We start from the raw sequence: 26,653 nt of genomic DNA on the forward strand, positions 1-26,653 counted from the left end.
AATATAGTATTTTTACTGCATACAAGAATCTGAACAAAGAACACGATATAAAATGATGCTCATTCGCTACTTATCACAAATAGGAAAATATTTTATCATGTTGAAAGAAATCTTCAACAAGCCTACTAAATGGTCGGTAATGAAGCAATTAATACTTAAGGAAGTTGATGATTTAATCATTGGTTCATTAGGAATTGTTTCTTTTATTTCCTTTTTTGTTGGAGGTGTTGTTGCCATTCAAACTGCATTAAACTTAACAAATCCGTTAATACCTAAATTTTTAATTGGTTTTGCCACAAGACAATCGGTAATACTAGAGTTTGCCCCTACATTTATTTCTATTATTATGGCAGGGAAAATGGGATCATTTATTACATCAAGTATTGGAACCATGCGCGTTACAGAACAAATTGATGCTTTGGAAGTAATGGGTGTTAACTCGTTAAACTATTTGGTTTTTCCTAAAATAATTGCTTTACTTTTATATCCGTTTGTGATTGGATTAAGCATGTTTTTAGGTGTTTTTGGAGGCTGGATGGCAGCAGTTTATGGTGGTTTTACAACAAGTTTTGAATTTACTACCGGACTTCAAACCGAATTTATTCCGTTTCATATTGCATATGCTTTTATAAAAACAATTGTTTTTGCTTTACTACTAGCAACTATTCCTTCGTTTCACGGGTATTATATGAAAGGTGGAGCGTTAGAAGTTGGACAAGCAAGTACAGTTTCTTTTGTTTGGACCTCGGTTGTAATCATTTTAATGAATTTTATATTAACCCAACTCCTATTGAGCTAATGATTGAAGTAAAAAACATTATAAAAAAGTTTGGAGAACAAACCGTTTTAAAAGGAGTTTCTACTCGTTTTGAAGCCGGAATGACTAATCTTATCATTGGACAAAGTGGGTCTGGAAAAACCGTATTTTTAAAATCACTTTTAGGGCTTCATACTCCTGATAGTGGTACAATTTCATTTGATGGAAGAATTTATTCTGAACTTTCTAACGACGAAAAAAGAGCGCTAAGAACAGAAATTGGAATGGTTTTTCAAGGCAGTGCTTTATTTGATGGAATGACAGTTGAAGAAAATATAGGATTTCCATTAAAAATGTTTTCTAATAAGTCGCCTAAAGAAATTAAAGAACGTGTTGATTTTGTAATTGATAGAGTTCACTTAGTAAACGCACATCATAAACGTCCTTCTGAAATATCTGGTGGAATGCAAAAACGTGTTGCAATTGCTAGAGCTATTGTAAATAATCCGAAATATCTTTTTTGTGATGAGCCCAACTCAGGATTAGATCCAAAAACTGCTATTGTAATAGATAATTTAATTCAGGAAATTACAGCAGAATACAACATTACCACTGTTATTAATACACACGATATGAATTCGGTAATGGAAATTGGAGAGAAAATTGTTTTCTTAAAAAACGGCCTTTTAGAATGGGAAGGCAGCAATAAAGAAATCTTTAAAACCGATAACGAAGCTGTTACAGATTTTGTCTATTCATCTGAATTATTTAAACGAGTTAGAAAAATGTATTTAGAAGACGATATTAGTTAACTACAATTATTCTTTCATCTTTAAACTTTTTACGCAACCAATTTTGAAGTTTTTTATTTTCTTCCGTTTTCACTTTTGAATTAATATTATTTTTCCAAAAAATTCCGAAAGTTGGAATTGTATCTGTTTTTGAAAAATCTGTTGTAATTTTCTCAGAATAAGCAACACTTTCAACATCATCATGTAATGCTTTTATTTCTTCTGCTATTTCATTAAACTGAAATTGTTTTTCACTTTTTTGTTGTAGCTGATTTTTTAATTCAAAAATTTCTTTATCCTTGTCTAACAATTCTTGACTTTTTTTAACGATAAGTTGCTGATTCGATAAAAAGGAATTTTCAATTTCATTAATTTTAGAAATAGTTTCTAAATTTCCGGCATCCTGAAGTACTTTAAAATTGCAACTTTCATAACCAAAAGTTTTCATTTGAGATTTAAATTGTTGAATATCTGATTGTGAAATACTCTTACCTACAACTGCAAAGCTAATTTCTTTTTTATCAAAATCTTTATGAACATCTAAAATTAAAATTCCTTTTTCTGTTCTTAATTTACTGATTAAACCATCTGCTTTCTGATTGAAATCCGATTTTTTATATAGTTGATAAAACATATAAACACTTGGAACTAAAATAGCCAAAGCTAAAATAGATATAACTTGAGAAATTCTTTTTCTGCGTTGCGAATTTGCATATTCTTCATAAGGAAATTTAAGAAAACGAACTACAAGAAAAGTTGCCGATGCAATAAAAATGGTATTAATAGAAAACAGAAATAATGCGCCTCTAAAAAAATCCCACTTTGCCGTTGCTAAACCATAACCTGCCGTACAAAGAGGTGGCATTAAAGCTGTTGCAATTGCAACTCCAGCAATAGTGTTAATTGATTTATTTCTTCTACTTAAAGCAACTATTAAGGCCAATCCACCAGACAAGGCAATAATAACATCTCTAACGTCTGGAAATGTTCTTGCAAGCAATTCAGGTGTTTCATTTTGAAACATGGGAATACTAAAAAACAAAAAAGAAGTTAATAAACTTAGCACCACCATTACCCCAAAATTTTTAATTGATTTTTTCAGAAAATCAATATCATTAATTCCGAGTGAAAGTCCCATTCCAAGAATTGGCCCCATTAATGGTGAAATTAGCATAGCTCCAATAACAACTGCTGTAGAGCTCGTATTTAAACCTGTTGACGCCACAAGAATTGAAAAAATTAAAACCCAGGCGTTTTGCCCTTTCATGTCAACTCCGGCTTTAATATCTTCTATCGTTGCAGAACGATTCGTATCATGGGAAATATCAAAAGTCTCTTTAAGAAATAACTTAATATCACTTATTATTTTCCCAAATGAACTTTGATTAGAATTTTCCATTATTTATTTATTTTAGATACAATTTTCTTTATATCCTGTTCTTTATCTTTTGGATAAATTAACAAAACATTATCTCTATCTACTACAATATAATCATTTAACCCATCAATAACAACCAACTTTTTCCCATCTGTTCTAATGATGTTATTTGTTGCATTTTCTAAAAAAACAGAAGCGTTAATTACTGCGTTTTCTTGCGAATCTTTAGGCAATTTATCATACAGAGAACCCCAAGTTCCTAAATCATTCCAGTCGAAAGTTGCCGGTAAAACGTAAACATTTTGTGCTTTTTCTAAAATGGCATAATCCACTGAAATATTTTCTGCTAAAGGATAATTATCATGAATAAATGCGGCTTCGTTCTCAGTATTAAAAAAATTATACCCATTCATAAAATGAGCAAACATTTCAGGTTGAAATTCTTCATATGCTTCTAAAACCGATTTAGCACTCCAAACAAATATCCCTGCATTCCATAGAAAATTTCTACTCTGAATAAATTTTCTAGCAGTAGCATAATCAGGTTTTTCCTGGAATTGTTTCACTTTTTTTATTGGACGTGAATCTAATTTATCAAATTCAATATAACCGTAACCAGTGTTGGCAAATGTTGGTAAAATTCCTAATGTCATTAAATTATCTTCACGCTCACAAAAATCAAACGCATGTTGTAAGTTGGCACAAAACTGCACCTCATCTTCAATCCAATGATCAGATGGTGCTACAACCATTACAGCATTAGGGTTTTGTTTTTTAATTTTCAAAGAAGCATATAAAATACAAGGTGCTGTATTACGCATTGCAGGTTCTAAAATAATTTGTTCCTGTTTTACCATTGGCAATTGCTCCAAAACAATAGTATTATAAACTTCGTTTGTAAGAATTAAAATATTTTCTTTTGGAATTATTTGCGATAAACGAGTAAAGGTTTTTTGGATCAAAGTTTCACCCGTTCCTAACATATCATGAAATTGTTTAGGAAAATCGGTTGTGCTTACAGGCCAAAAACGAGATCCTACTCCACCAGCCATTAATATTGCGTAATAATTTTTGTTCATTTTATTGATTTATTGTAATAACTAATTTGGCAACAATTCTACTTCTGCATTAGGTTGAAACAAATACATACGTCCAGAACTGATTTCCATACATTCATAACGTTTCACACGTAATGCTATTTTCTTAAAAATTTTCCCATTGTGAATTCTAAAATGACTTCCCATCGGAATCTCAAAGATATAATTTTTATCGGTTTCTTTCTGATCAAATTGTTTTAAAGCAATAGCTAATTTAGCATCTGTATCGCTACTTGCCTTTGGATTTCTAAAATGCTTCGCCAATAATGGCAATAATTGATTTGGGAAAATTTCAGGGCGAATAAACGGCACCATTAGTCTCTGAAATGTATGTTTCCACTCTTCACCGTGCGGTTTTATATTTCGTCCAAATTTTTCAAAAGCTACCAAATGAGAAATTTCATGAATTAAAGTAATTAAGAATCGGTATTTATTTAAACTCGCATTTACCGTTATCAAATGAAATCCTTGGGCGTCTCTTCTATAATCACCATGACGCGTAATACGTTCATTAACAATTTTAAGATGCACATGATTTGCCTTGATTAATTCAAAACAATGATGAACCGCATGTTCAGGAAGATATTTTGATAAAACTTCACTCATTCTTTTCTGCTTTTTGAGCTTTTAGAATTTAATAATAACTTAGCATTTGTGCCTGAAACCACTTTTTTACCCGTTTTGGCTTCTAATTCTTTTCGAGCAACACTTGCAACATTTCCGCCTTGTTTTGCAACATTAATATTATCTTCGAATGAATCTGGTTTTACTGCTTTTGAAATATCTTTAGTTGAAGCTTCGGCCAACATATTTAAAATTAATTCCGTGTTGGTCATATTATCACGAAGATTTTCCTTTTTCAAACCTTTTAATACTTTATATTCTTTAGTGGTTTTTCCAGACCATGATTGTGTAATTATATCTGTTAAAAGTGCAAATTGTTGTCCTTCTTTAACACCTCTACTCTTCCATTCATCGGTTAATTCTTTCCGAATTTCAATACTTTTCAATCTTTGATTAATCCAGCTTTCAGAATATCCTAATTGCATGTATTGATTTAATGCTCTATCTATAGAAATTTCAGGATCTTGTAATTCATCTAAACGTTCGGCTGCAATTTGGGCCAACCATAGTTTAAATGGTTCTGCTTTTGGTGAAGGAATAGATTGAATTAAACGGAAAAGTTGTTCAGTATCAGCAACATCGGTTAATCGCATTTTACCGTCTGGAGCCTGCATTTTCAACTGTCCGATTTTATCGGACAGTTCACTTCCTTCTTTAATCAACTTCGATTTTAAATCACTCCAATACTTTCTTGGTCGATCACTATCTGTTAAAATTTCTATCACGTCAATAATAGAAACATACCACTTTTCTTGCTCTGCATCCCAAGCGGTTCTTACCTTTTTGTCTTCAAATAATTGAATGGCGCTTACTTTTGTCATGGTTTTATAATTTAAATGAAATACAATTTACGAAAAATTTATGGCGTTGACGATGAAACTTGCAATACTTTTCCGTTGTAATATTTATTCCCGGTTAAAGCAAAATTAAAAATATAATCTGCCATTTCTATGGCCGAGAGTGGCGCTTGATAGCCTGGAAAAGCTTCTTGTAACATTTCTGTATTTACTGCTCCAAGTGCTAAAACATTAAACGCAATTCCTTGTGCTGCATATTCTTCGGCTAATAATTCAGAAAGAGTAATTACTGCTCCTTTGCTAGAAGAATAAGCCGCTAATCCCGGAAACTTCATACTTCCTTGAATACCACCCATTGAACTTATGGTTACTACATGACTTCCTTTCTCCATGAAAGGAATACAAATTTTTGTTAACTCGGCAACAGCAAAAACATTTACTTTATAAACTTGTTCAAAATCAGAAAATGTAAGTTGTTCAAATGGCTTACTGATTAATAAACCGGCATTATTAATTAAAACATCTACTTTGTTTTGCCAAGAATTTTTAACAAATTGAGTTATTTTATCTAATTCATCAGAATTTGAAAGATCAATTGACAAACACGTAATCTTTGAATTTTCAATTAACTCTTTAGGTGTTTTTCGGGAAATGGCTAACACATGGTGACCGGCATTGGCAAACTGCAACGCTAATTCAAATCCTATACCGCGTGAAGTTCCTGTGATGATGATGTTTTTATTTTTCATTTAATTTAATTTCTTTTGAAGGCGCATTAATCATTTTTTCTAAAACGGGAATTGTTTTTGAAATTACTGTTGTCATATGTTTTGTATCCATTAGTTCAAATTCATCATCAGGTTGGTGATAAAATTCAAAATTTTCAAAATCAAAAGTAGATACTGTTTGTGCAGGCACTTCAAATTCAGTAAAAAACGGATAATTATCAGACGCTCTAAATAACATATATTTAGTTTCAATTGGCAAATAACCAACTAATTTTTCACCTGCATATTCGTTTATTTTTGACGCCATATTGGTTTTTCCAAAACCTGTTAAATAGAAATCCATGTCTCTATTTTTCATTGGAACACCAATCATTTCAATGTTAAACATAAAATACAAATCCATGTTTTGTTCTTTCAATTTTGCTGCCAAATGTTTTGAACCTAAAAGTCCTTTTTCCTCTGCAGAAAAGAAAACAAAAAGCACACTTCGTTTATTTGACTTAGCTTTTGCAAAGTATTTTGCCACTTCAGTTACAGCTGTTGTTCCAGATGCATTGTCATTTGCACCATTTCCTATATCATCTCCATTAACTGCCGCAATTTTACCAATATGATCATAATGAGCTCCTATGATTACAAACTCGTTTTTTAATTTTAAATCTGTTCCTTCAATATAACCTACAACATTGTATGAGGTTTTATCATAGTTTGACAATGTGTCGCGATAGGTTTTAAAATAAGGCTTGATCCTACTCTCTTTCAATAGATTTTCAAGAAAAATAGATGCTTTTTCAATCCCTTCACTGCCCGTATCTCTTCCTTCAAGCTCATCGGAAGTTAAATAAGAAAGAGTTTTGATAACATTTTCTTCAGCAACTTTATAATTTGCATTTGAAATATGCTTTGAAGCAACATTGGTTTGTGCTTGTAATGAAAATCCAACAAAAGAAATTATGATAAAGATTTTTTTCATACCATTTAGTTTTAAGTAAAAATAAAAAAATCCCGATTAATAATCAGGATTTTAATATATTCTTATCATTTTTTCTTAGCATCTTTAATAATCCAATCTAATTCTGGATCATTATTTTCTATTATTTGATCAATTGAAGGAATTATAGGTATATCCGGAAAAATTCCTCTCCCAAATTCCGATGTTTTGTTTACAGGTTTTATATCTTGAAGACCAATCCTAAACAACAACTTCGAATTAGGAAGTTGCAATAACGGCATGGTACCCGCAACAGTTCCATTATATGCGCCACCCGTTTCTTCCCCTACAAACAAAGCTCGATTAGCGTTCTTTAAATTTGAAGACAATATGCATGACGCTGAAAAACTCCCTCCATTAGTAATTACATATAACCTACCGTCAAAACGATTTGATTTAGGTTCTGTAACTTTTTCTTCTTTGCTTTTTAAATAAAAATTTCCTTGTTGGTCTTTTTTTACAGCTAAAATATTTTTAACTAAAAAAGGAAGAACAACTGGCGAAAAAACCACAAGAGCTAATTTTGGAAATGATCTTAACTTATTTGTAGCGACTGCAGTTCTAGTTGTAACTCTAACCGTATCTATAAACACAAAAGGCTCTGAACTTAAGTAACTATATAAATTGTGAATTTCAGCTAAACTTCCACCGCCATTATATCGTAAATCTAAAACTAATGTTTTTACACCTTTGCTTTTTATTTCGTTAAAAATACTATCATATGCTTTTTTGTGACGCGTATGTTTAAACCCTTTTATTTTTAAAACAGCTATTGTAGAATCAGATGGAACATAGGTTAAATTTCGGGTAAACTCATTTGTAGTTTTATCGTATAAAAAAAGTTTGTTTCTTAATGCAATTTTCTTTCTTTCAATAGTCTTTGCTTTTTTTTCTTCTTTTGTTAAATTAACAACAATTGGTTTTGCAGTTTCTTTTTCAATGGAATCTTTATTTTTTAATCCTGCTCTCGTTATGGTTCTCTTATAAATACTGTCTTTATAACTAAACACTACTTGAACACTATCTTTTATTGGCTTTTCTAACAAAAGATATGTTGGAAGCCTACTAGAAAAAGCATATGGAAAAAATGTTTTATTTAATCCGTCAGAAGTATATGTTTTACTATATTTTTCGTACAGTTGTTTAGGTTCTATTTCTTCTATACTAATAATTTTAGAACCTTTTTTTACTAATGTATCTTTTGTATAATTCTTTAACAAATAAAGATTATCATCTTGATATCTAAAAACCATTAATGATAAAGGATGAGCACCTCTTTTGCTTAAGGCTTTTAGCTCCTTTTTTTCCATTTTTTTATTTAATGGAAAAATACCCATATGACCTTGACGCACTGAAGCAATTACTGGACTTAAAGCAAAAAAGAATTCATTTGGAGTTAATGGTGAAACAATTGAAGCTCTTAAACTATCAAATTTTTTACTCAAATTTTCTTTTGAAATATATAAGTCCAATGATGGATGTAATTTATTCAGTTTATATTCAACATAATCGATGTCTTTTTGCAAATCGCTTACTGCAATTTTAGAATCGACATGGGAATTATACTTTTGTACAGAAGTACAATTTAAATTTAAAAAAAATAGACAACAAACACTAAAACAGATAATAAATTTTAGCTTCATAAATAGTGATTTAGATTTGGTTATAAAAAAATCCCGACGTTAATCGGGATTCTAAAAGTATCTATTTTTTTTGGAATTATGCTAACATTGTAACCGGATTTTCCATAAACGATTTAAACGTTTGTAAGAATTGAGCTCCTGTAGCACCATCTACTGTTCTGTGATCGCAAGCTAAAGTTACAACCATTGTATTCCCTACAACAATTTGTCCTTTTTTAACTACTGGCTTTTCTATAATAGCACCAACAGATAAAATAGCTGAATTAGGCTGATTAATAATTGATGTAAACGATTGTATTCCGAACATTCCTAAGTTAGAAATAGTAAAAGTACTTCCTTCCATTTCCGAAGGTTGAATTTTTTTAGATTTTGCTTTTCCAGCTAAATCTTTTACGCTAGCGCCAATTTGAGTTAAACTCATTTGGTCTGTAAATTTCAACACTGGAACCATTAATCCGTCTTCAACAGCTACTGCTACTCCAATATTCACATGGTGATTGATAACCATTGCATCTTCTCTCCATTGTGAATTTACTTGTGGATGTTTTTTCAATGCCATCGCACTCGCTTTGATTACCATATCATTGAAAGAAACTTTCGTGTCTGGTAATCCGTTGATCATATTTCTTGATGCAATTGCATTATCCATATCTAACTCAATCGTTAAATAATAATGCGGTGCTGTAAATTTAGATTCTGATAAACGTCTCGCAATGGTTTTACGCATTTGCGAATTTTTAATTTCTTCCTGGAAAATTTCTCCTGCCGGAACAAAAGGCTTAACAGCAGCAACTGTATTTGTTGCTTGCTCAATAGCTTGAGCAGGAGTTGCAACTGAAGATGGAGAAAAATTCTCAACATCACTCTTTACAATTCTTCCATTTTCACCTGAACCTTTAACTTGAGACAAATTGATTCCTTTATCTTGAGCAATTTTTTTAGCTAGAGGCGATGCGAAAATTCTACCAGTATTGTTTGTGTTTTCTATTTGATTATTTGTTGTTTCTGTTTGAGAAACTACTTTTTCTTCTGCTTTTGACTCCGAAGTTTCGGAATCAACAACTGCACCCACTTTGTAATTAGCCGCAATCCCCGAAACGTCAGTTCCTGCAGGTCCTAATATTGCTAAAATGGTATCAACTGGAGCCGAATCACCTTCTTGAACGCCGATATATAATAAAGTACCTGCATTAAAAGATTCGAATTCCATTGTAGCTTTATCTGTTTCAATTTCAGCTAAAATATCACCTTCATTTACAGCATCTCCTACTTTTTTCAACCAAGTAGCTACAGTTCCTGTTGTCATGGTATCACTCAAACGAGGCATTGTAACAACTTTTACACCAGCTGGCATTTCAACTGCGCTCGATGTGACAGATTTAGTTTCTTGAACTACTTTTTCTTCTTTAGTTTCAGTGGCATTTCCTCCACTTAACAAAGCTGAAATATCTTCACCAGCAGCACCAATGATCGCTAATAAAGAATCAACCGGAGCCGACTGTCCTTCTTGAATTCCGATATGAAGTAAAACACCATCATAAAAAGCTTCAAATTCCATTGTTGCTTTATCCGTTTCAATTTCGGCAAGAATATCTCCTGTTTTAATTGTATCACCCACTTTTTTTAACCAAGAAGCTACAACACCTTCTGTCATAGTATCACTCAAACGGGGCATAGTTATAATTTGTGCCATAGTTTTTATAATTTATGAGGTATAAATGGATAATTTTCTTGTTCGTATACTACATCGTATAGTTGATTTACTTCTGGGAATGGAGATTCTTCAGCGAATTTTTCACATTCAGCAACTAAATCAGCTACTCTTTTATCGATTACTTCGATTTCAGTTTCAGTAGCATAATTATTTTCTTTAATAATATCTAAAACCTGAGTAATTGGATCAATTTTTCTATATTCTTCCACTTCATCTTTAGTTCTATACAACTGAGCATCAGACATTGAGTGACCTCTATATCTATATGTTTTCATTTCTAAGAATGTTGGTCCGTCTCCACGGCGTGCTCTTTCTATAGCTTCATGCATAGCCTCAGCAACTTTAATTGGATTCATTCCGTCAACTGGTCCACAAGGCATTTCGTACCCTAAACCAAGTTTCCAAATATCTGTATGATTTGCCGTTCTTTCTACAGAAGTTCCCATTGCATATCCATTATTTTCAACAATAAATACAACTGGTAATTTCCATAACATAGCCATATTAAATGCTTCATGTAAAGAACCTTGACGCGCAGCACCATCTCCAAAATAAGTCAAGGTAACTCCACCAGTTTCAAAATACTTATCAGCAAAAGCAATACCAGCACCTACTGGAATTTGAGCTCCAACGATACCATGACCACCGTAAAATCCGTGTTCTTTAGAAAAAATATGCATTGATCCACCCATTCCTTTTGAAGTACCTGTAACTTTTCCGTACAATTCTGCCATAACTTTCTTTGGGTCTACACCCATTCCAATTGGCTGAACGTGGTTACGATATGCGGTAATCATTTTATCTTTAGACAAGTCCATAGCATGTAAAGCTCCAGCTAAAACAGCTTCTTGACCATTATAAAGGTGCAAAAATCCTCTAACTTTTTGTTGGATATAAACAGCTGCAAGTTTATCTTCAAACTTTCTCCAAAATAGCATATCTTCATACCACTTTAGGTAAACTTCTCTTGTAATTGGTTTCATTTTAGTTTGTTTTTTTAATACAATTGGATTGTAAAAGACAAAATTAGTGTTTTACAAATTTTACGAACAGCAAAAATACTACATAGAACCTGATTGAAAAAATTATATTCTACGATTTTTGTATTTTTTATAACAAATTTAATAAAAAAAGTTACGAAATCGTTATAGATGATTCTTATCAAAAACAAAAGGCAACAAATTCTTTAACGAATCTGATTTGTAAATTTCACCTACTGCACCCATAAAGAAAATTTCAATAGGGATATCTTGTTTAAATTCGTATTCTGCAATTACCTGACGACAGCTTCCACATGGAGGAATTGGCTCAGTTAATTCTCTATCTTGAGGAGAAGCAGTAATAAACATTTTTACAATTTTTGCATCAGGATAAGTTGAACCAGCATAAAAAATAGCAACTCTTTCTGCACACAATCCAGATGGATAAGCAGCATTTTCTTGATTTGAACCTTGCACTATAATGCCATTATCTAAAAGAATAGCAGCACCAACTGTAAACTTTGAATAAGGAGCATAGGCTTTGCTTCGGGCTTCGAAGGCTTGATTTTTTAAATCTAATTCTACTTGCGAAAGTTCATCTACAGTAAGAATAGAAATAACAGAATTTATGTTAATTTGCTTCATATATTGAGGAAAAAAAATCCAAATTCTAAAAGAAGAATTTGGATATTAATATAGTTTATTTATTTAAATTAAAGTTCATCGTAATTATCACCGAAATTAAATGTTAAAGAAAAACGCAACGTATTTTCTAATGGATTTCTCACTTTTGAAGCCGAGAACAAATAAGACACATCAATCTTAACCACATTGTATTTAAAACCTGCACCTAGCGTAAAAAACTTTCTTGCTCCTTTAACTTCACTTTCATGAAAATATCCCAAACGAAGCGCAAATGAATCTTGGTACCAATATTCTGCTCCTAAAGCCCAAGTAAATTCTTTTAGTTCTTCTGAAATTCCATCCGGAGCATCGTTAAACGATTTAAAAATACCGCTTGTCCAACTTGTTTTTCTGTAATCTGCTAAAGCCTGAGAATAAGCATCATCTGCAACTTGTTGTTCAGCAGGATCTATTGACCCACTATTATCTGAATCTACCGCCTCTACTACTGCTGGAGGAGTAGGGACTAGTAACTTAGTGATCTCTGCAGTAACACCTATTTTATTGTATTCATCAAAAATAAAATCAAACCCAGCTCCTAAACGCATATTTGCTGGTAAAAAGTTATTATTTAAATCATCGTTATCATAACTGATTTTTGGACCTAAATTCTGAAAATTAAATCCAGCTCTCCATCTACCGTTAAAATCGTCATACGCCATTTCTTCAGATTGATAATATCCTGCAACATCAACAGCGAATGTAGTTGCCGCAGAAACATCATTATTTACATCTGGCACTCTTAATGCAGAACGTATAAATCTACCTCCAACAGCCATAGAAAAACGCTCACTTAATTTTAGCGAATACGAACCATCTAATGCTAATTCATTTGGATTAACTGTTCTAACAGCTTCATTTGGATCAGCCGTTTGTCTTAATTCAATATCTCCTAAACCAAAAAAACGTAAAGAACCTGCAAAAGCACTTCTTTCGTTTATTCTATTATAATACGTTAGTTGACCTAACGAAATATCATTTGCAATACTTGATAAATAAGGTGTATAACTCACCGAAAAACCTTGCTTTTGAAGTGAAAAAGCAAATTTAGCAGGGTTATATTGTTGCGAAAAAGCATCTGCAGAAGTAGCTACTCCCATATCTCCCATACCAGCAGAACGTGCATCGGCAGCAATTAATAAGAAAGGAACTCCAGTTGTTATTACTCTATTTTCTTGCGATCTAACATTTTGACTTACAGTAAACAAGATTAATAATATAGCAATTTTTTTCATTTTATTCATAGAAATTAATTTGACAAATATAGTATTTTATTATAGTATTACAAGTTTCTCGTATTTTTCAACCGACTTTCCTGTTGTGGTTGACCGGACTTTTATTTTATAAACATAAACCCCTTTTCCAATCTTATCTCCAAAATCATCTCTTCCATCCCAAGTTATTTCTCTGCAAAGAAATCCTTCAGTTGTTACTTGCTGGTTTATTGTTTTTACTAACTTACCAGATACAGTTAAAATTTGAACTTGAACATCTAAAGGCTCAAAAGGCATGTTGTGATTGAACCAAAATTCAGTATAACTCACAAACGGATTAGGATAATTTAATATTTTTTCAATTCGCAAACCTTCATCAGAGCAAATTGCATTAAATTGAATTTCGGCTGTAACTAAATTATTATAAACATCCCAAGCTTTAAACAAAATAGTATGAAGTCCTGCCGTTAAATCTCGAAACGGAAATCTTACAAACCCTTTTGTATAATCATCATTCTCGGTTTCATAATACTCGTTTAGCACATAAGGATTAGATTCGTCTCCGTCTAAAATAGCAACAATATCGTGACCAATTCCACTCGCTGTATTAATACCATTTTCATCCTCTAAAAAAGCTAACAATATGGGTGAACAATTTGTAATTCCTCCCGAAACAAAACCTTCATCGTTCATATGCAATCTGACCGTTGGAGGATTTGTATCACTTACTGCATTTACGTTAACTCCTCCAATTTGGATTGATCTATCATACCCTGTTTGATTATCTAAATTAGGAATATCGCGTTTTGCATAAAAACTTATTTTGCCATTACCAACAGGTATTCTAATATCTTGTGGCACTACAAAGCTAAATTCAAACAAACCATTTACTACGGATGCATTACCTCTAAATACGGTTTCACCTAAAGTTGTAAAATTCATTACTATTAAACCACTAGAATTAGTAACACCATTATTACCTAAAGTAGCGCGATTGATATCTTTATCAAATATTTGAACCGCTAAATCGCCATTGTATCCAGACAGCAGAACATCATTTTCATCTCTAACTTCTCCCGTAATTTTGGTTAGACTTAAAGCTTGTAAAACAGGCAATGGCTGATTTACAGGAACATCATTTACTTTTGTAAGAACTACTTTTGGTCTTGGAATTGCCAATTTTAATGCTGGATCGCCAATGTAAAAAACCACTCTCCTATTATCAGATCCCGTGCTTAACTTTGTTAATCGTAATGCTTCTGCAATTGTAGGATAATTAGTAGAACCAAACGCATACAAATCTTCACTTAATAAATTATTCATCACAAAACCCGTTGTAACTCCAATTTGTCTCGTTGTGGCAATTAAACCAATTGCTCCTCCTTTACTATTCCAATACATATATTCTCCACCTGTAAAACGATTTGGATCATCAAAGCGAGTAAATTCACAAGTTATTGTAATAAAAAGTGGATATCTATATCGGTTGGTTAAGTTTTGAGCATCTAATTTTTCAAACAAACGCTCTCTTGCTAGCGATTCTTCATTACCATGTCCAAAATAATTAAAAACTAAAGCCCCAAGTTCTAAAGCATCTAAAAAATCTTTTTTGGCTTCAGGATAACGTTCTCCACCGGCTGCAACTTGTTGTAAATACGAATCGGAATGTATTTTTTTTACATTAACAAACGGTTTTTGAGTTGTTAAAGTGTTGGCTAAATTATCTAATCCAAACTGAAGTGTTGCATCTGTTTCATTATCAGCATCATCAGAGTAAATTACATAATTATTTCGCCATCTTCCGTACGATTTTTCATCATGATACTCAATTACCTTATCTACCATTTCGTTAGCTTGACTAACTGTGGAAACCAACATTCTACCAACTGCAATATCAATTCCATCAAAACTACCTAACATTTGTCCCTCTCCATCGTCCATTAATCCAAAAAAATCGTCAGACATAAAGGAAGAATACAACGAAAAATTAGAAATATTATTTATCTCAGAAGCTAAAGGATTAAAACCGTGAAAAACAGGAACAATATTCGTATTATTAAATAATCGGTTTTTATAATCGTAAGACGCATCTCCAAAAAGATTTACATATTTAACTCTTTTATCTGAAGCAGAAGCATTCCAATAAACGTATTTTATAAAATTACGAATTGCCGCAACATCTTGTTTACCAGATGCAAATTCATGATAGATCTTTTCTAACGTAACAACACGAACACTTAATCCCGAATTATTTCTATGAAAATCAGCCAATCGTTCCGCTTGTGTTGATAAAAAATCAGGTGTAATAATTAGATAATCAACATCTTGAAAATTACCTTGAACATCTTTAAAAACGGTTCCCTTCAAATTTTGATTAACAACCACAGCATTTGATTCACGCAATGGCGCAAAAGTATCAGACAAGTCAACAGAAACATATTTTTTTGCAGTTCCGAGATCAACTTTAAAACTAAAATTAGCACCGGTTGTATTCTCGTATGCAGTTACATTGTATAAATCAGTTACATCCCAAACTTGAGAAATTCCAGAAGCATTAGAAATTGCATATTCTCCTACTCCAATATTGAGTTGTTCCTGATTATTAAAAAATAAAAATTGTTTTGAAAATCCAGCTAAATTTCGTTTTACACTTAATTTAATAAAATCTAAATATCCATTTGAACTTGGAACACCACCATTATTATACGTTAAAGTAACAGAAATATTTGATGAAGAAGCATTAAAAGAAGAATTCAAGGCTGACTCATAACCTTCAATACCACTACCAGAAGTAAGTTGCGGAAAATTCAAAGTTCCTAAATCTATGGCATTTGCTTTTATATTGAAAGACGAACTACCAAAAGACTTAGAGGCCGTATTTACCTTAATTTGCACCGGAACCGAAGTATCAAGATTAGGAATCGAAAAATCAAAAGTTTGTAACTCATCAATATTAAACTGCTCACCAAACCATCTTCGACCTACTTTTCCGGGATTAACTAAATCATTTTCATAATAAATTATGTCGTCAAATTGATTAAATGTTAAAGTTGCCGAATTAACCGGTTGTTGTGCTTGTTCTATTCTTTTACCAGCAACACCTAATGAAGTAACATAATAATAAGACTTATCGGCAAACAAGTTAACGCTTGTTAAACTCTCTTCATTCCATTTATCTACACCTTCGGCATAAAACAATATATAATCACTATTATCAAAAACACCGTCGTCTTCTCCAATAAATTGAATTGCATTTTCCTCTAAATCATCAGGATAGGGTATAGAATTATTCAAAGGCAACATTCTACCTCCGTTACCATAAATTTTAATATTTCTAGGATCTACATTTACATTAAAACCCAAGCCTTGAAGAAAAGATTTAGAAATCTTGTATACACCCGATTTTTCCACATAAAAACGATACCAATCACCCGTTGTTAGCACAGAATTTGAAATAGACTGAACTACATTTTGATTTGGAATTCTATTAGTAACGCTATTTTGAAAAGAATAAGAAAAAGAAATCACTTTTTTATAAATAGCACCCTCTTTTATAATAGGATTCAAAACAAGAACACCAAAATAATCTTCTCTAGCATTTACAACCTCTAAAGAAGCTTGAATACTATTAGGAATCAAATCCTTATTCAAATCATAAAGTTCTGAAACAGAAATATTCTGATACACTACATTTGTAATTTGCAAAGTAGCTGGATTAGATGAAGCGGAAACTGGAATAATTTTTCTAAATTGAATTTTTTTTAATGGAATATCAATATTATAAAAATCCATATCAAATTGCGGCACTTTAAATGATAATTCACCTGAATTAAAATCTAAATTTGAATTCCAATTAATAGAAATAGAATTCGAATCCTGTGAGTAAACAAAGGAAACAACAAATAACAGTAATAGAAGAATAGTCTTTTTCATTAGCTATAAAACGTGTTAAACACATATATATTACAAAGAGAGAAAAATATTTTATTTTATTCTAATTTTTTACAATAAAACTTAAGATAAAACGTTGTAAGAGAAAAGATTTTAACATAAGATTAATTTTTTTTTACAAAAATTTAAAAACATGTTGCATTTTAATTCATTATTATTATCTTGCGACACGAAATTTATTACCTACTAAAGTATGAAAATTAAGAAAATTATGGCTTTAAAAGTGCTATTAGTATTAGCACTAGCATTAGGCTTTACAGGTTGTAGCAAGAAAGGAAGCACGAAAGGCGGATCTACAGCTACAGGATGGAAAATCAATGACAAAAAAGGTGGATTCCAGTTTAACGACAAGTTTAAACAACAAGAAACACCTCCTGGAATGATTTCTATCGAAGGTGGTACTTTTACTATGGGAAAAGTGCAAGATGATGTAATGCACGACTGGAACAACTCTCCAAATCAACAACACGTTCAGTCTTTCTTCATGGATGAAACAGAAGTTACAAACAAAATGTATTCTGAATACTTATTTTGGGTAAAAACTGTTTTCCCTCCAACTGAAGAAAATTACAAACACATTTATAATGGTGCGATTCCTGATACTTTGGTATGGAGAAATCGTTTAGGTTATAATGAAACCATGACTAACAACTACTTAAGACACCCTGCTTATGCTGATTACCCAGTAGTAGGAGTTAATTGGATTCAAGCAGTTGAATTTAGCAAATGGAGAACTGACCGTGTAAATGAGAACATCTTAGAACGCGAAGGTTACCTTAAAAAAGATAACAAAATTAAATTAGGTACTGATGTTAGTGCCGAAAACTCATTTAGTACTGAAACTTATATCAACACTCCATCAAAAGCATTTGGTGGTAATGAAGAAGTTGTATTGAAAAAAGAAATGGGTGGTGGTAGAAGACCGGCTGCAGATACTGCTAAAAACGTTTATGCTCAAAGAAGTTCTGGTTTAATTTTACCAGAATACAGATTACCAACAGAAGCTGAATGGGAATATGCTGCAACAGCATTAGTTGGAAACAGAGAATACAACATTTACAAAGGACAAAAGAAATATCCTTGGAGTGGTCAATACACTCGTTCTTCTAAAAGACAATATAGAGGCGACCAATTAGCCAACTTTAAACAAGGAAAAGGAGATTACGGCGGAATCGCAGGATGGCCTGATGACGGAGCTGACATTACAAATAAAGTGAAAGCATACGCACCAAATGATTTTGGATTATACGATATGGCTGGAAACGTAGCAGAATGGGTTCAAGACGTTTACAGACCTATGGTTGATGATGAAGCAAATGACTTTAACTATTTTAGAGGTAACGTTTATACTAAAAATAAAATCGGTGAAGACGGTGTTGTTGAATTAGTAACTTCTGACAATATTACTTATGATACTTTAAGTAATGGTAGAATTATGGCTAGAAATTTCCCTGGTCAAATTGCACAAGTTCCAGTTGACGAAAACGAAACTTATTTAAGAACTCAATTTTCAACTTCTGACAATATTAACTACAGAGATGGTGATAGACAATCTACACGTTTCTATAAGTTTAATGATTCTGAAGAAGGTGAATCTGGAGGAGATGAAAAAAGAATGTACGAAGCTCCTAAACACTCTATTACAGCTGATAGTTTAGGTAAAATGGTGAAGAAATTTGACAAATCTGACAAAAGAACGACTTTAGTTGACGACAACGTAAGAGTTTACAAAGGTGGTTCATGGAGAGATAGAGCATATTGGTTAGATCCAGCTTCTAGAAGATTCTTCCCTCAAGATATGGCTACTGACTACATCGGATTTAGATGTGCAATGTCTAAAGTAGGTCCTAAGTCTAATAAAAAGACTCCTAGAGGAAATCCTAAGAAATAATTTTCATACAAAATACTTTAAGAAGCCCTTTCGATTGAAAGGGCTTTTTTTTATCTTCGTTTCGTATTAAAAAACCAAATATGACATCAATAGAAACTTTACATACATTATTTTTAAATTGTTCAAGTGTTTCAACAGATACTAGAAAAATAGAAAAAAACAGCCTTTTTGTAGCGCTAAAGGGAGATAATTTTGATGCCAATACATTTTCTAAAGAAGCACTTGAAAAAGGCGCTAAATATGTTGTAATTGACAATTCTAACTTCTACATAGATGAAAGAACTCTTTTAGTAGAAGATTCACTTATAGCATTACAAGAATTAGCAAAGTTTCATAGAAAACATTTAGGACTTACAATAATTGGATTAACAGGAAGTAACGGTAAAACCACCACAAAAGAACTCATTCATGCCGTATTATTAAAAAAATATAATACACTAGCAACAATTGGTAATTTAAACAATCATATTGGTGTTCCATTAACTTTATTACGATTCACAAAAGATACAGAAATTGGAATTGTAGAAATGGGTGCAAATCATCAAAAAGAAATTGAATTCTTATGTGAAATTGCACAACCTGATTTTGGATATATAACTAATTTTGGAAAAGCGCATTTGGAAGGCTTTGGTGGAGTTGAAGGAGTTATTAAAGGAAAAAGTGAACTATACAACTATATAAAAAACAACAACAAAACAGTTTTCATAAACGCAGACGATCCATTACAAAAAGAAAAATCAAATAACCTTACCACATACAGTTTTTCAATAAATGAAACTGAAGCAGATGTTACGATTTCTAAAGTTGTAGCAAATCCGATGGTCCAAATTTCATTTAATGACGAAACCATTAATTCTCATTTAATAGGAATTTACAATGCAAACAATATTAATGCTGCGATTACAATTGGTCATTATTTTAAAATTTCAGATAAATTAATAAAGGAGGCAATTGAAAATTACATTCCCGAAAACAATCGATCACAATTAATTGAAAAAAATGGGAATAAGATTATTTTAGACGCATACAATGCAAATCCAAGCAGCATGCAAGCAGCTATAACCAACTTCATCCAATTAGAAGACAGTTCAAAAATTGCAATTCTTGGCGATATGTTTGAACTAGGAGAAGAAAGCCTTTCAGAACACAAAAAAATTATAGAATTATTGGTGAATGAAAATAAAATAACAACTTATTTTATTGGTAAAGATTTTTACGCAAATAAAGTAAATCATTCTCATTTGAAATTTTTTGAAAATTTTGAAATTTTATCAGATTTTTTAAAAAACAACCCACCAACCAACAGCTTGTTATTAATTAAAGGCTCAAGAGGGATGGCTTTAGAAAAAACACTACAAATAATTTAAAATAAAAAAATCCTACATTTCTGTAGGATTTAATTTTTGTGGGCGATATTGATTTAACTTCAAATCAAACATTAGATTTTTTGGAATTATTTCTTGAAAAAATTGAATAAAAAAAACAAGTACTAAATTTATTAGCTGTTTTTTGATTTTGTATTATTTACAATGTGATATTGAATTAACTTCAAATCAACTACTTTTATTAAAATAATTTTCTTTGAAAAAAACACAATTTTTAAATAATTAGCTTAATTTTAATTATTTTCGTTAAAATTTTAATCTTAAATTTATGAAAAAACTTTCTATTATAATACCTTGTTATAATGAAGAAAAAACAATTATTCAATTACTGTTAAAAATTAAGAATATAAATTTACTACAAAATATTAACAAAGAGATTTTAATAATAAATGATTGCTCAACAGATGATTCCAAAAAATTTATAAAAAAATTTATTGCGAAACACCCGGAACTTAGTGTGAAATATTTCGAAAATGAAAAAAACATTGGAAAAGGAGCATCCATCCATATTGGAATTGAGAATGCTACTGGGGATATTATTATAATTCAAGATGCTGATTTAGAATATGACCCTCAAGAGTATAATATTTTATTAAAACCAATATTAGATGGATTTGCAGATGTTGTTTATGGCTCAAGATTTATTGGGAGCAAACCACATCGAATTTTATTTTTTTGGCATACCATTGGAAATAAATTTCTAACATTTTTATCAAATATGATGACTAATCTTAATTTGACAGATATGGAAACTTGCTATAAAATGTTTACTTCATCAGTAATTAAAAACGTTACTTTAAAAGAAAAAAAATTTGGTTTTGAACCAGAAGTTACTGCAAAAATTGTTAGGCTTCAAAATATAAGAATATATGAAGTAGGGATTTCTTATTATGGAAGAACTTATGCTGATGGTAAGAAAATAGGATGGAAAGACGGTATTTATGCAATTTACTGCATTTTTAAATATGGCCTTTTTAAAGCAAGCTGATGTTATGAATAAGAAGAACAAGAAAAATATTTCAAATAGTAATACAATATCTTATAAAGACAACAACGTTATTACAAAAAAAATGCTTTGGTTTTTAGGCATTATATCATTTTTAATATATGTTAATACTTTAAATCATGGATTTGTTCTTGATGATATAGCAGTAATTGAACAAAATAGATTTGTAAAAAAAGGTTTTGCTGGTATTTCAGAACTATTCTCGACTTTTTATTGGCAAGGATATTGGGACTTAAATGCTGGTTTATATAGACCTATGTCATTAGTTTTTTTTGCAATTGAATGGCAATTATTACCAAACAATCCGAGCATACATCATTTTTTTAATGTTTTTTATTATAGTTTAAGTATTATACTTTTATTTAAAACATTGTCATATTATTTAAAAGACTATTCTATTTGGATAACTTTTTTCATTGTATTATTATTTACCGTTCACCCCATTCATACAGAAGTGGTTGCGAACATTAAGAGTAGAGACGAGATTTTTTGTTTTCTGTTTTTTATTAGTAGCATATATTTTCTTTTTATAAAAGAAAAAAAGCAATATCAAATTTTAGGTATAATATCATATCTATTTTGTTTATTATCCAAAGAAGCAGGAATTTTATTTTTACCAATTCTATTATTTCTATTTTGGTTTAAGTATAGAAAAACATTTTTTTTAAAAACTATTCCGATTATAAGTGTGAGTGTTTTTTGGATTATTTTACATAATTATATAATTTTGAATTCTCCATATAAAAGAATTCAATATACATATCTAGATAATTCTCTTTTTGGCTGTGATGTTATTTCATCTAAAATAGCAACTGGATTTTCAATATTGACGAGATATATTATAAACTCTATTTATCCTAATAATTTGAGTTATGATTATTCTTTTAATCAATTTCCTTGCACATCAATAGATTCTTATTCATTTATATTTAGCATGTTGCTATTTGGAATTTTACTCTATTTATTTTATTTTTTTAGAACAAGAAATAAAATTGTTAGTTTTGGGATACTATTTTTTTTAATTACAATTTTTATTGCAAGCAATATTGTTTTTTTAATAGGCACTACAATGGGAGACAGGCTATTATATTCTCCTGTTTTAGGAATTATTATTGCTGTTGTTTTTATGCTATTTTATTTTTCAAATATTAGTGAAGTAGAAAAATTTTATCACCCATCAATTTATTTTTTATCTTTCATAGCTTTATTATTTTCATTTAATACATTTAATAGAAATAAAGTTTGGAAATCGAATGACACTTTGTTTAATGAGGATTTATCTAATGCTCCAAATAGTGCACGTGTTAATTTTAATCATGCGACTGTATTTTTTAATCAATTATCATCTGATACCGAACTCCAAAAAAAACAGTTACCTTTTGTTATTGATGCATATAAAAAGGTACTTTCAATTGATAATAATGATAAAGGTACTTTAATAAATTTAGGTGTTTGTTATTATAAGTTAAAAGACTACAAAATGTCTATATATTATACAAAACGTGCTTTAGGATTGAACAAGAATGATTATGCCTTACAATCTAATTTAGCAGATGCGTATTTTAGAAACAACGATTTAAATGAAGCTATTAATATTTATAAAATGCTAATTGATAACAATTATAGTCAAGAAAATACATATAATTATTTTGGAGTGGCTTTATTTAATAAAAAGGATTATGATAAATCAATAGCAGTTTTTAAAGAAGGTATTAATAAAAATTCTAATTCTGTTGAGTTATGGCTAAATTTAGGAAATGCTTTAGCTGCCTCAGGAAATTTTAACAAAGCTATAAATGCGTTTGAAAAAGCAAATGCGTTAAATCCAAATGATAAAAACACATTAAAATTTTTAGTTATGATATATCAACAAATTGGAAATACAGAAAAAGCAAATTACTATTATTCAGAATTTATTAAAAATTAATTTGTAAAAACATACAAATAGTCTATCAAAGTTTCAAATTTAGAAATTACAGCTATTTTGAATAAAACTAACTGTATTAAGTTAATTATAAAATTTGATTGAAAATTTAATTTAAAATGTTTAACTAGCTAAAAATGAAATTAATTGGTTAAATATTTAAATTTGATATATACCGAATTTCCAAAGTCCTAATTTCTGCAAACGAAATGCAAAAGAAACTCTTATAACTCCTAATCCATATTTAACACTACGCTTAAAGTTGATACTACTTGCTTCAGAAAAGTATTTTGTTGGGCACGTGATTTCGCCAATAGCAAAATTTGCATATGTCATTTGTGCTAACAATTCATTATCAAATATAAAATCATCTGAATTTTTATGATAAGGAATCTCTTCCAAAGCTTTCTTACTATAAGCACGGTATCCAGAATGGTATTCACTTAATTTTTGGCCTATTAAGATATTTTGAAATAAGGTCAAAAAACGATTTGCAATGTATTTATACAATGGCATACCACCTTTCAAAGCCCCTTTTCCTAAAATTCTTGACCCCATCATTACATCAAATAAGCCATTTGCAATAGGGTAACTCATTGCCTCCAATAATAAAGGTGTATATTGATAATCAGGATGAAGCATAACAACAATATCAGCACCTTGAGCTAATGCAATATCATAACAAGTTTTTTGATTTCCCCCATAACCTTTATTTTTCTCATGTTTGATTACTATCTCAATTCCTAATTCTCTAGCAATTTCAGCCGTGTTATCAGTAGAAAAATCATCCACTAAAATTACTTGATCTACAATCGTAAATGGGATTTCATTATAGGTTTGCTGAAGCGTTTTTTCGGCATTATATGCTGGCATTACAACAATTATTTTTTTATTATTAATCATAATTCTATAACTTAATTCGGAAAAATTTTTTTTCTACACCACAACTTAAATATGCTAAAGCTAATTCATTCTTAACTTGTAGATTTGTCGAATCTTTTAAATATTTTTCTTCTAATTTATAGATAGCTCCAGCAGCATTCATGCCTCCTAATGCGTTTTGGTTATCTGGTTGTAAAACTAAACACTTTGAAAATGCATCAAAACTTAAATTAAATTGTGCCGTCATGAAATATGCTCCTGCTAAATCATTCCATACTTTAGCATCATTAGAATTCATTTTAGAAGCTACAAATAATGGATAAACTGATCTTTCATATTGTTTTTTTGCTCCAAAATTTAAGCCCTGATTATAAAAAACATATGAATTTCTTTTTAAGAAATTATTTGACCCATCCAATAATTCAGCTGCTTTCACCCAATCATCTCCAGCTTGTTTTAATAAATTTAATCTAAAGTAACATAAACCACGATTCTCAAAAGCAACAATATAGTTGGGATGAATTGTAATTGCCTTACTTAAATACATAATAGCTTTTTTAACTCATTATTAAATCCAATGCTATCAAAGTTCTTTTTTGTATTATTCAAAATATTGTTTGCATAAGCTCTATTATATATTTCGGTACCAGCATTATTATTTAAAAGTGCACTTTTTTCTATGGTTTTAACATCAGCAATTGAAAGAGTGTAATCTGATTTCCAATCACTATTTCTTTGGAAAGTTTTAATTGCAAATAAACATAACACGATTCCTGAAATAGAAAAAACTATACTATTTAGCTTTTTATGAGAAATTTTATTTTTTACGTACAGTATTTCGATGACTAATGCTATAAATAAACAGAATCCAAAAGAAGAATGAAAAATCAATCGTTCTCCCATTGTAGCACCTAAATTAAAAAAGAAATTATTAATTAAAAGTAAAAATCCTACAAAAATAAAAAGAGGAAAAGCTAATGTAGAACGCTTTTTGTACCAATAAACTAATCCAGTTAACATTAATAAATATATGGTTGCACCAAAAATGAATTTCCAATTTGAAATATGTATATAATCAAAATGACTAAAAGAGTAATCAGAAGATAAATATAAAGGGAATATTAAAACTCTTATGTATTCTAATATAATTGCTGTTTTTGTTGCAAAAGTTTCTTCTGCACTTGCATATAAATAAGGATAATTTAATACATCTATAAATCCTCTAACCGAAATGTTAGTGGTTAATTTGAATCGAATAAAAATAAATCCTATTAGAACAACACCTAATAACCAAAACCCCTTATTGAAAACTTTTGAAAAAGGAATTTTTAAAACTGTTAACCAGCCTATAACAATAATAATAGGTAAAATTATTGCGTATTCTTTTGACAATAATGCTAAAATGAAGAATAATAACATTTTAAACAAATCAGACCTTTTATTATCTAAAGCAAACTTAAAACTAAAATAGAGTGTCAAGACAATAAATAAAAGAGACATAATTTCGTCACGGCTCTTAATATTTGCTACTACCTCAGTATGAACTGGAAGAACTGCAAAAATCATGACTGTAAGTAAAGCTAAAAAACGTCTTTCTTTGAAAAAAAATGTAATTAGTAACAAATGTATGCTGATTAAACAAATTGCATAAAAAAACAATTGTACAAAGTGTCTAACTGATGCTATGCTTTTATTTGACTCATAAATAGATTCTTTAATCTTATCAACTCTTATAAGCTGTTTTGATATAATGTTATTTGGTTTAGTTGGGTCATTTTGCATTTGCTTCAGAGAATCAGAAGCTGCCCTATAATCATTAGATAAAGTTTTACCAAAAATTGATTGCTCTATTGCAAAAGTAACTATAGACAGGGGTCTATATCTTCCCCCAGATAAAGGTATTTCTGCTCCAGTCATATCTAAATACCCTTGAAATGCATCGGTACTCATAATTGCTGGAATTCCAGATATTCCCTCTTGTACATTTAAATTTTGAATAATAATAATATTGTCATCTAATGCATATTCGTTGTAAATTGTATTCCAATTTAGTGCATAACTGACCAATAAAATTAATAAAACAGGTATGCGGTTTGATTTCCAGTAGTTAATCATAGTTATTGTATTTATTTCAAAGATATTTTTTTTAAAGAATACTTATAATCTTACTTAAAAAATATTTTATAAAATTATTGGAAATAATTATTAAAGAAACA

At 30.4% G+C, this 26,653-nt stretch carries 21 protein-coding genes; 6 read left to right on the plus strand and 15 right to left on the minus strand.

All coding sequences use genetic code 11. The annotated features are described in order from the left end of the window. Positions 1-52: 52 nt before the first annotated feature. Together GFJ99_RS04970 and GFJ99_RS04975 are read left to right on the plus strand one after the other, a co-directional pair. Entirely contained in the window at positions 53-799 is a 747-nt protein-coding gene (locus tag GFJ99_RS04970) for an ABC transporter permease (protein WP_040470255.1), read from the plus strand. Beyond that, positions 799-1,569 carry an ABC transporter ATP-binding protein gene (locus GFJ99_RS04975; protein ID WP_008254576.1) on the plus strand — a complete coding sequence of 257 codons (771 nt, stop codon included), beginning with the start codon at positions 799-801 and terminating at the stop codon, positions 1,567-1,569. Before GFJ99_RS04970 ends, GFJ99_RS04975 begins: the two co-directional genes overlap by 1 nt. Here GFJ99_RS04975 and GFJ99_RS04980 read toward each other — a convergent pair. From GFJ99_RS04980 to porU, 12 genes are all read right to left on the minus strand, one after another. Then, positions 1,562-2,947, minus strand: coding sequence for a DUF389 domain-containing protein (locus GFJ99_RS04980; protein WP_008254578.1), 1,386 nt, complete (start codon positions 2,945-2,947; stop codon positions 1,562-1,564). The genes GFJ99_RS04975 and GFJ99_RS04980 overlap by 8 nt on opposite strands. Next, on the minus strand, positions 2,947-4,005 hold the full coding sequence (locus tag GFJ99_RS04985) for a mannose-1-phosphate guanylyltransferase (protein WP_008254579.1): 1,059 nt from the start codon (positions 4,003-4,005) through the stop codon (positions 2,947-2,949). Before GFJ99_RS04985 ends, GFJ99_RS04980 begins: the two co-directional genes overlap by 1 nt. Positions 4,006-4,026: 21 nt before the next feature. Continuing rightward, entirely contained in the window at positions 4,027-4,629 is a 603-nt protein-coding gene (locus GFJ99_RS04990; protein WP_008254581.1) for a SprT-like domain-containing protein, read from the minus strand. Continuing rightward, complete coding sequence (locus GFJ99_RS04995; protein ID WP_008254582.1) at positions 4,626-5,468, minus strand: Bro-N domain-containing protein; 843 nt, start codon at positions 5,466-5,468, stop codon at positions 4,626-4,628. The genes GFJ99_RS04990 and GFJ99_RS04995 overlap by 4 nt, the downstream gene beginning before the upstream one ends. Before the next feature lie 38 nt (positions 5,469-5,506). Further along, a complete protein-coding gene (locus tag GFJ99_RS05000) occupies positions 5,507-6,193 on the minus strand; it encodes an SDR family oxidoreductase (RefSeq protein ID WP_008254585.1) in 687 nt (228 codons plus the stop codon). Further along, positions 6,183-7,145, minus strand: a complete 963-nt coding sequence (locus GFJ99_RS05005) for a M20/M25/M40 family metallo-hydrolase (protein ID WP_153207783.1) — start codon at positions 7,143-7,145, stop codon at positions 6,183-6,185. The genes GFJ99_RS05000 and GFJ99_RS05005 overlap by 11 nt, the downstream gene beginning before the upstream one ends. 65 nt (positions 7,146-7,210) lie before the next feature. Continuing rightward, positions 7,211-8,689, minus strand: coding sequence for a S41 family peptidase (locus tag GFJ99_RS05010; RefSeq protein WP_162524026.1), 1,479 nt, complete (start codon positions 8,687-8,689; stop codon positions 7,211-7,213). 193 nt (positions 8,690-8,882) lie between these two features. Beyond that, a complete protein-coding gene (locus tag GFJ99_RS05015; RefSeq protein WP_153207785.1) occupies positions 8,883-10,499 on the minus strand; it encodes a pyruvate dehydrogenase complex dihydrolipoamide acetyltransferase in 1,617 nt (538 codons plus the stop codon). Positions 10,500-10,504: 5 nt separating this feature from the next. Then, positions 10,505-11,503: a pyruvate dehydrogenase (acetyl-transferring) E1 component subunit alpha gene (gene pdhA, locus GFJ99_RS05020; protein WP_008254592.1), complete on the minus strand. Its 999-nt coding sequence runs from the start codon at positions 11,501-11,503 to the stop codon at positions 10,505-10,507. A gap of 162 nt (positions 11,504-11,665) precedes the next feature. After that, positions 11,666-12,145, minus strand: a complete 480-nt coding sequence (gene cdd, locus GFJ99_RS05025; protein ID WP_008254593.1) for a cytidine deaminase — start codon at positions 12,143-12,145, stop codon at positions 11,666-11,668. Positions 12,146-12,213: 68 nt separating this feature from the next. Continuing rightward, a complete protein-coding gene (gene porV / locus GFJ99_RS05030) occupies positions 12,214-13,419 on the minus strand; it encodes a type IX secretion system outer membrane channel protein PorV (RefSeq protein WP_153207811.1) in 1,206 nt (401 codons plus the stop codon). Between the two features lie 39 nt (positions 13,420-13,458). Further along, positions 13,459-17,331, minus strand: a complete 3,873-nt coding sequence (gene porU, locus GFJ99_RS05035; RefSeq protein ID WP_153207786.1) for a type IX secretion system sortase PorU — start codon at positions 17,329-17,331, stop codon at positions 13,459-13,461. Positions 17,332-17,542: 211 nt separating this feature from the next. Here porU and gldJ point away from each other — a divergent pair, with 211 nt between their 5' ends. The 4 genes from gldJ (at position 17,543) to GFJ99_RS05055 (ending at position 23,558) form a co-directional block, all read left to right on the plus strand. Beyond that, positions 17,543-19,240 carry a gliding motility lipoprotein GldJ gene (gene gldJ, locus GFJ99_RS05040; RefSeq protein ID WP_153207787.1) on the plus strand — a complete coding sequence of 566 codons (1,698 nt, stop codon included), beginning with the start codon at positions 17,543-17,545 and terminating at the stop codon, positions 19,238-19,240. Between the two features lie 80 nt (positions 19,241-19,320). After that, complete coding sequence (murF, locus tag GFJ99_RS05045; RefSeq protein ID WP_153207788.1) at positions 19,321-20,607, plus strand: UDP-N-acetylmuramoyl-tripeptide--D-alanyl-D-alanine ligase; 1,287 nt, start codon at positions 19,321-19,323, stop codon at positions 20,605-20,607. 286 nt (positions 20,608-20,893) lie between these two features. Next, on the plus strand, positions 20,894-21,613 hold the full coding sequence (locus tag GFJ99_RS05050) for a glycosyltransferase family 2 protein (protein ID WP_153207789.1): 720 nt from the start codon (positions 20,894-20,896) through the stop codon (positions 21,611-21,613). After that, the gene (locus GFJ99_RS05055; protein ID WP_162523925.1) at positions 21,591-23,558 is read left to right on the plus strand and encodes a tetratricopeptide repeat protein; all 1,968 of its coding nucleotides are present in this window, start codon (positions 21,591-21,593) and stop codon (positions 23,556-23,558) included. Before GFJ99_RS05050 ends, GFJ99_RS05055 begins: the two co-directional genes overlap by 23 nt. Before the next feature lie 156 nt (positions 23,559-23,714). On the opposite strand, the gene GFJ99_RS05060 is transcribed toward GFJ99_RS05055, so the two are convergent. From GFJ99_RS05060 to GFJ99_RS05070, 3 genes are read right to left on the minus strand one after another with little or no spacing between them, the layout of a single operon-like run. Next, on the minus strand, positions 23,715-24,428 hold the full coding sequence (locus GFJ99_RS05060) for a glycosyltransferase family 2 protein (protein WP_238990073.1): 714 nt from the start codon (positions 24,426-24,428) through the stop codon (positions 23,715-23,717). Between the two features lie 34 nt (positions 24,429-24,462). Next, positions 24,463-24,984 carry a tetratricopeptide repeat protein gene (locus GFJ99_RS05065; protein ID WP_153207792.1) on the minus strand — a complete coding sequence of 174 codons (522 nt, stop codon included), beginning with the start codon at positions 24,982-24,984 and terminating at the stop codon, positions 24,463-24,465. Further along, positions 24,975-26,552: a glycosyltransferase family 39 protein gene (locus GFJ99_RS05070; protein ID WP_153207793.1), complete on the minus strand. Its 1,578-nt coding sequence runs from the start codon at positions 26,550-26,552 to the stop codon at positions 24,975-24,977. Before GFJ99_RS05070 ends, GFJ99_RS05065 begins: the two co-directional genes overlap by 10 nt. Positions 26,553-26,653: the final 101 nt, after the last annotated feature.

It is taken from the genome of Flavobacterium sp. LMO6 (assembly GCF_009495795.1).
In the GTDB taxonomy this organism is placed as follows: Bacteria; Bacteroidota; Bacteroidia; order Flavobacteriales; family Flavobacteriaceae; genus Flavobacterium.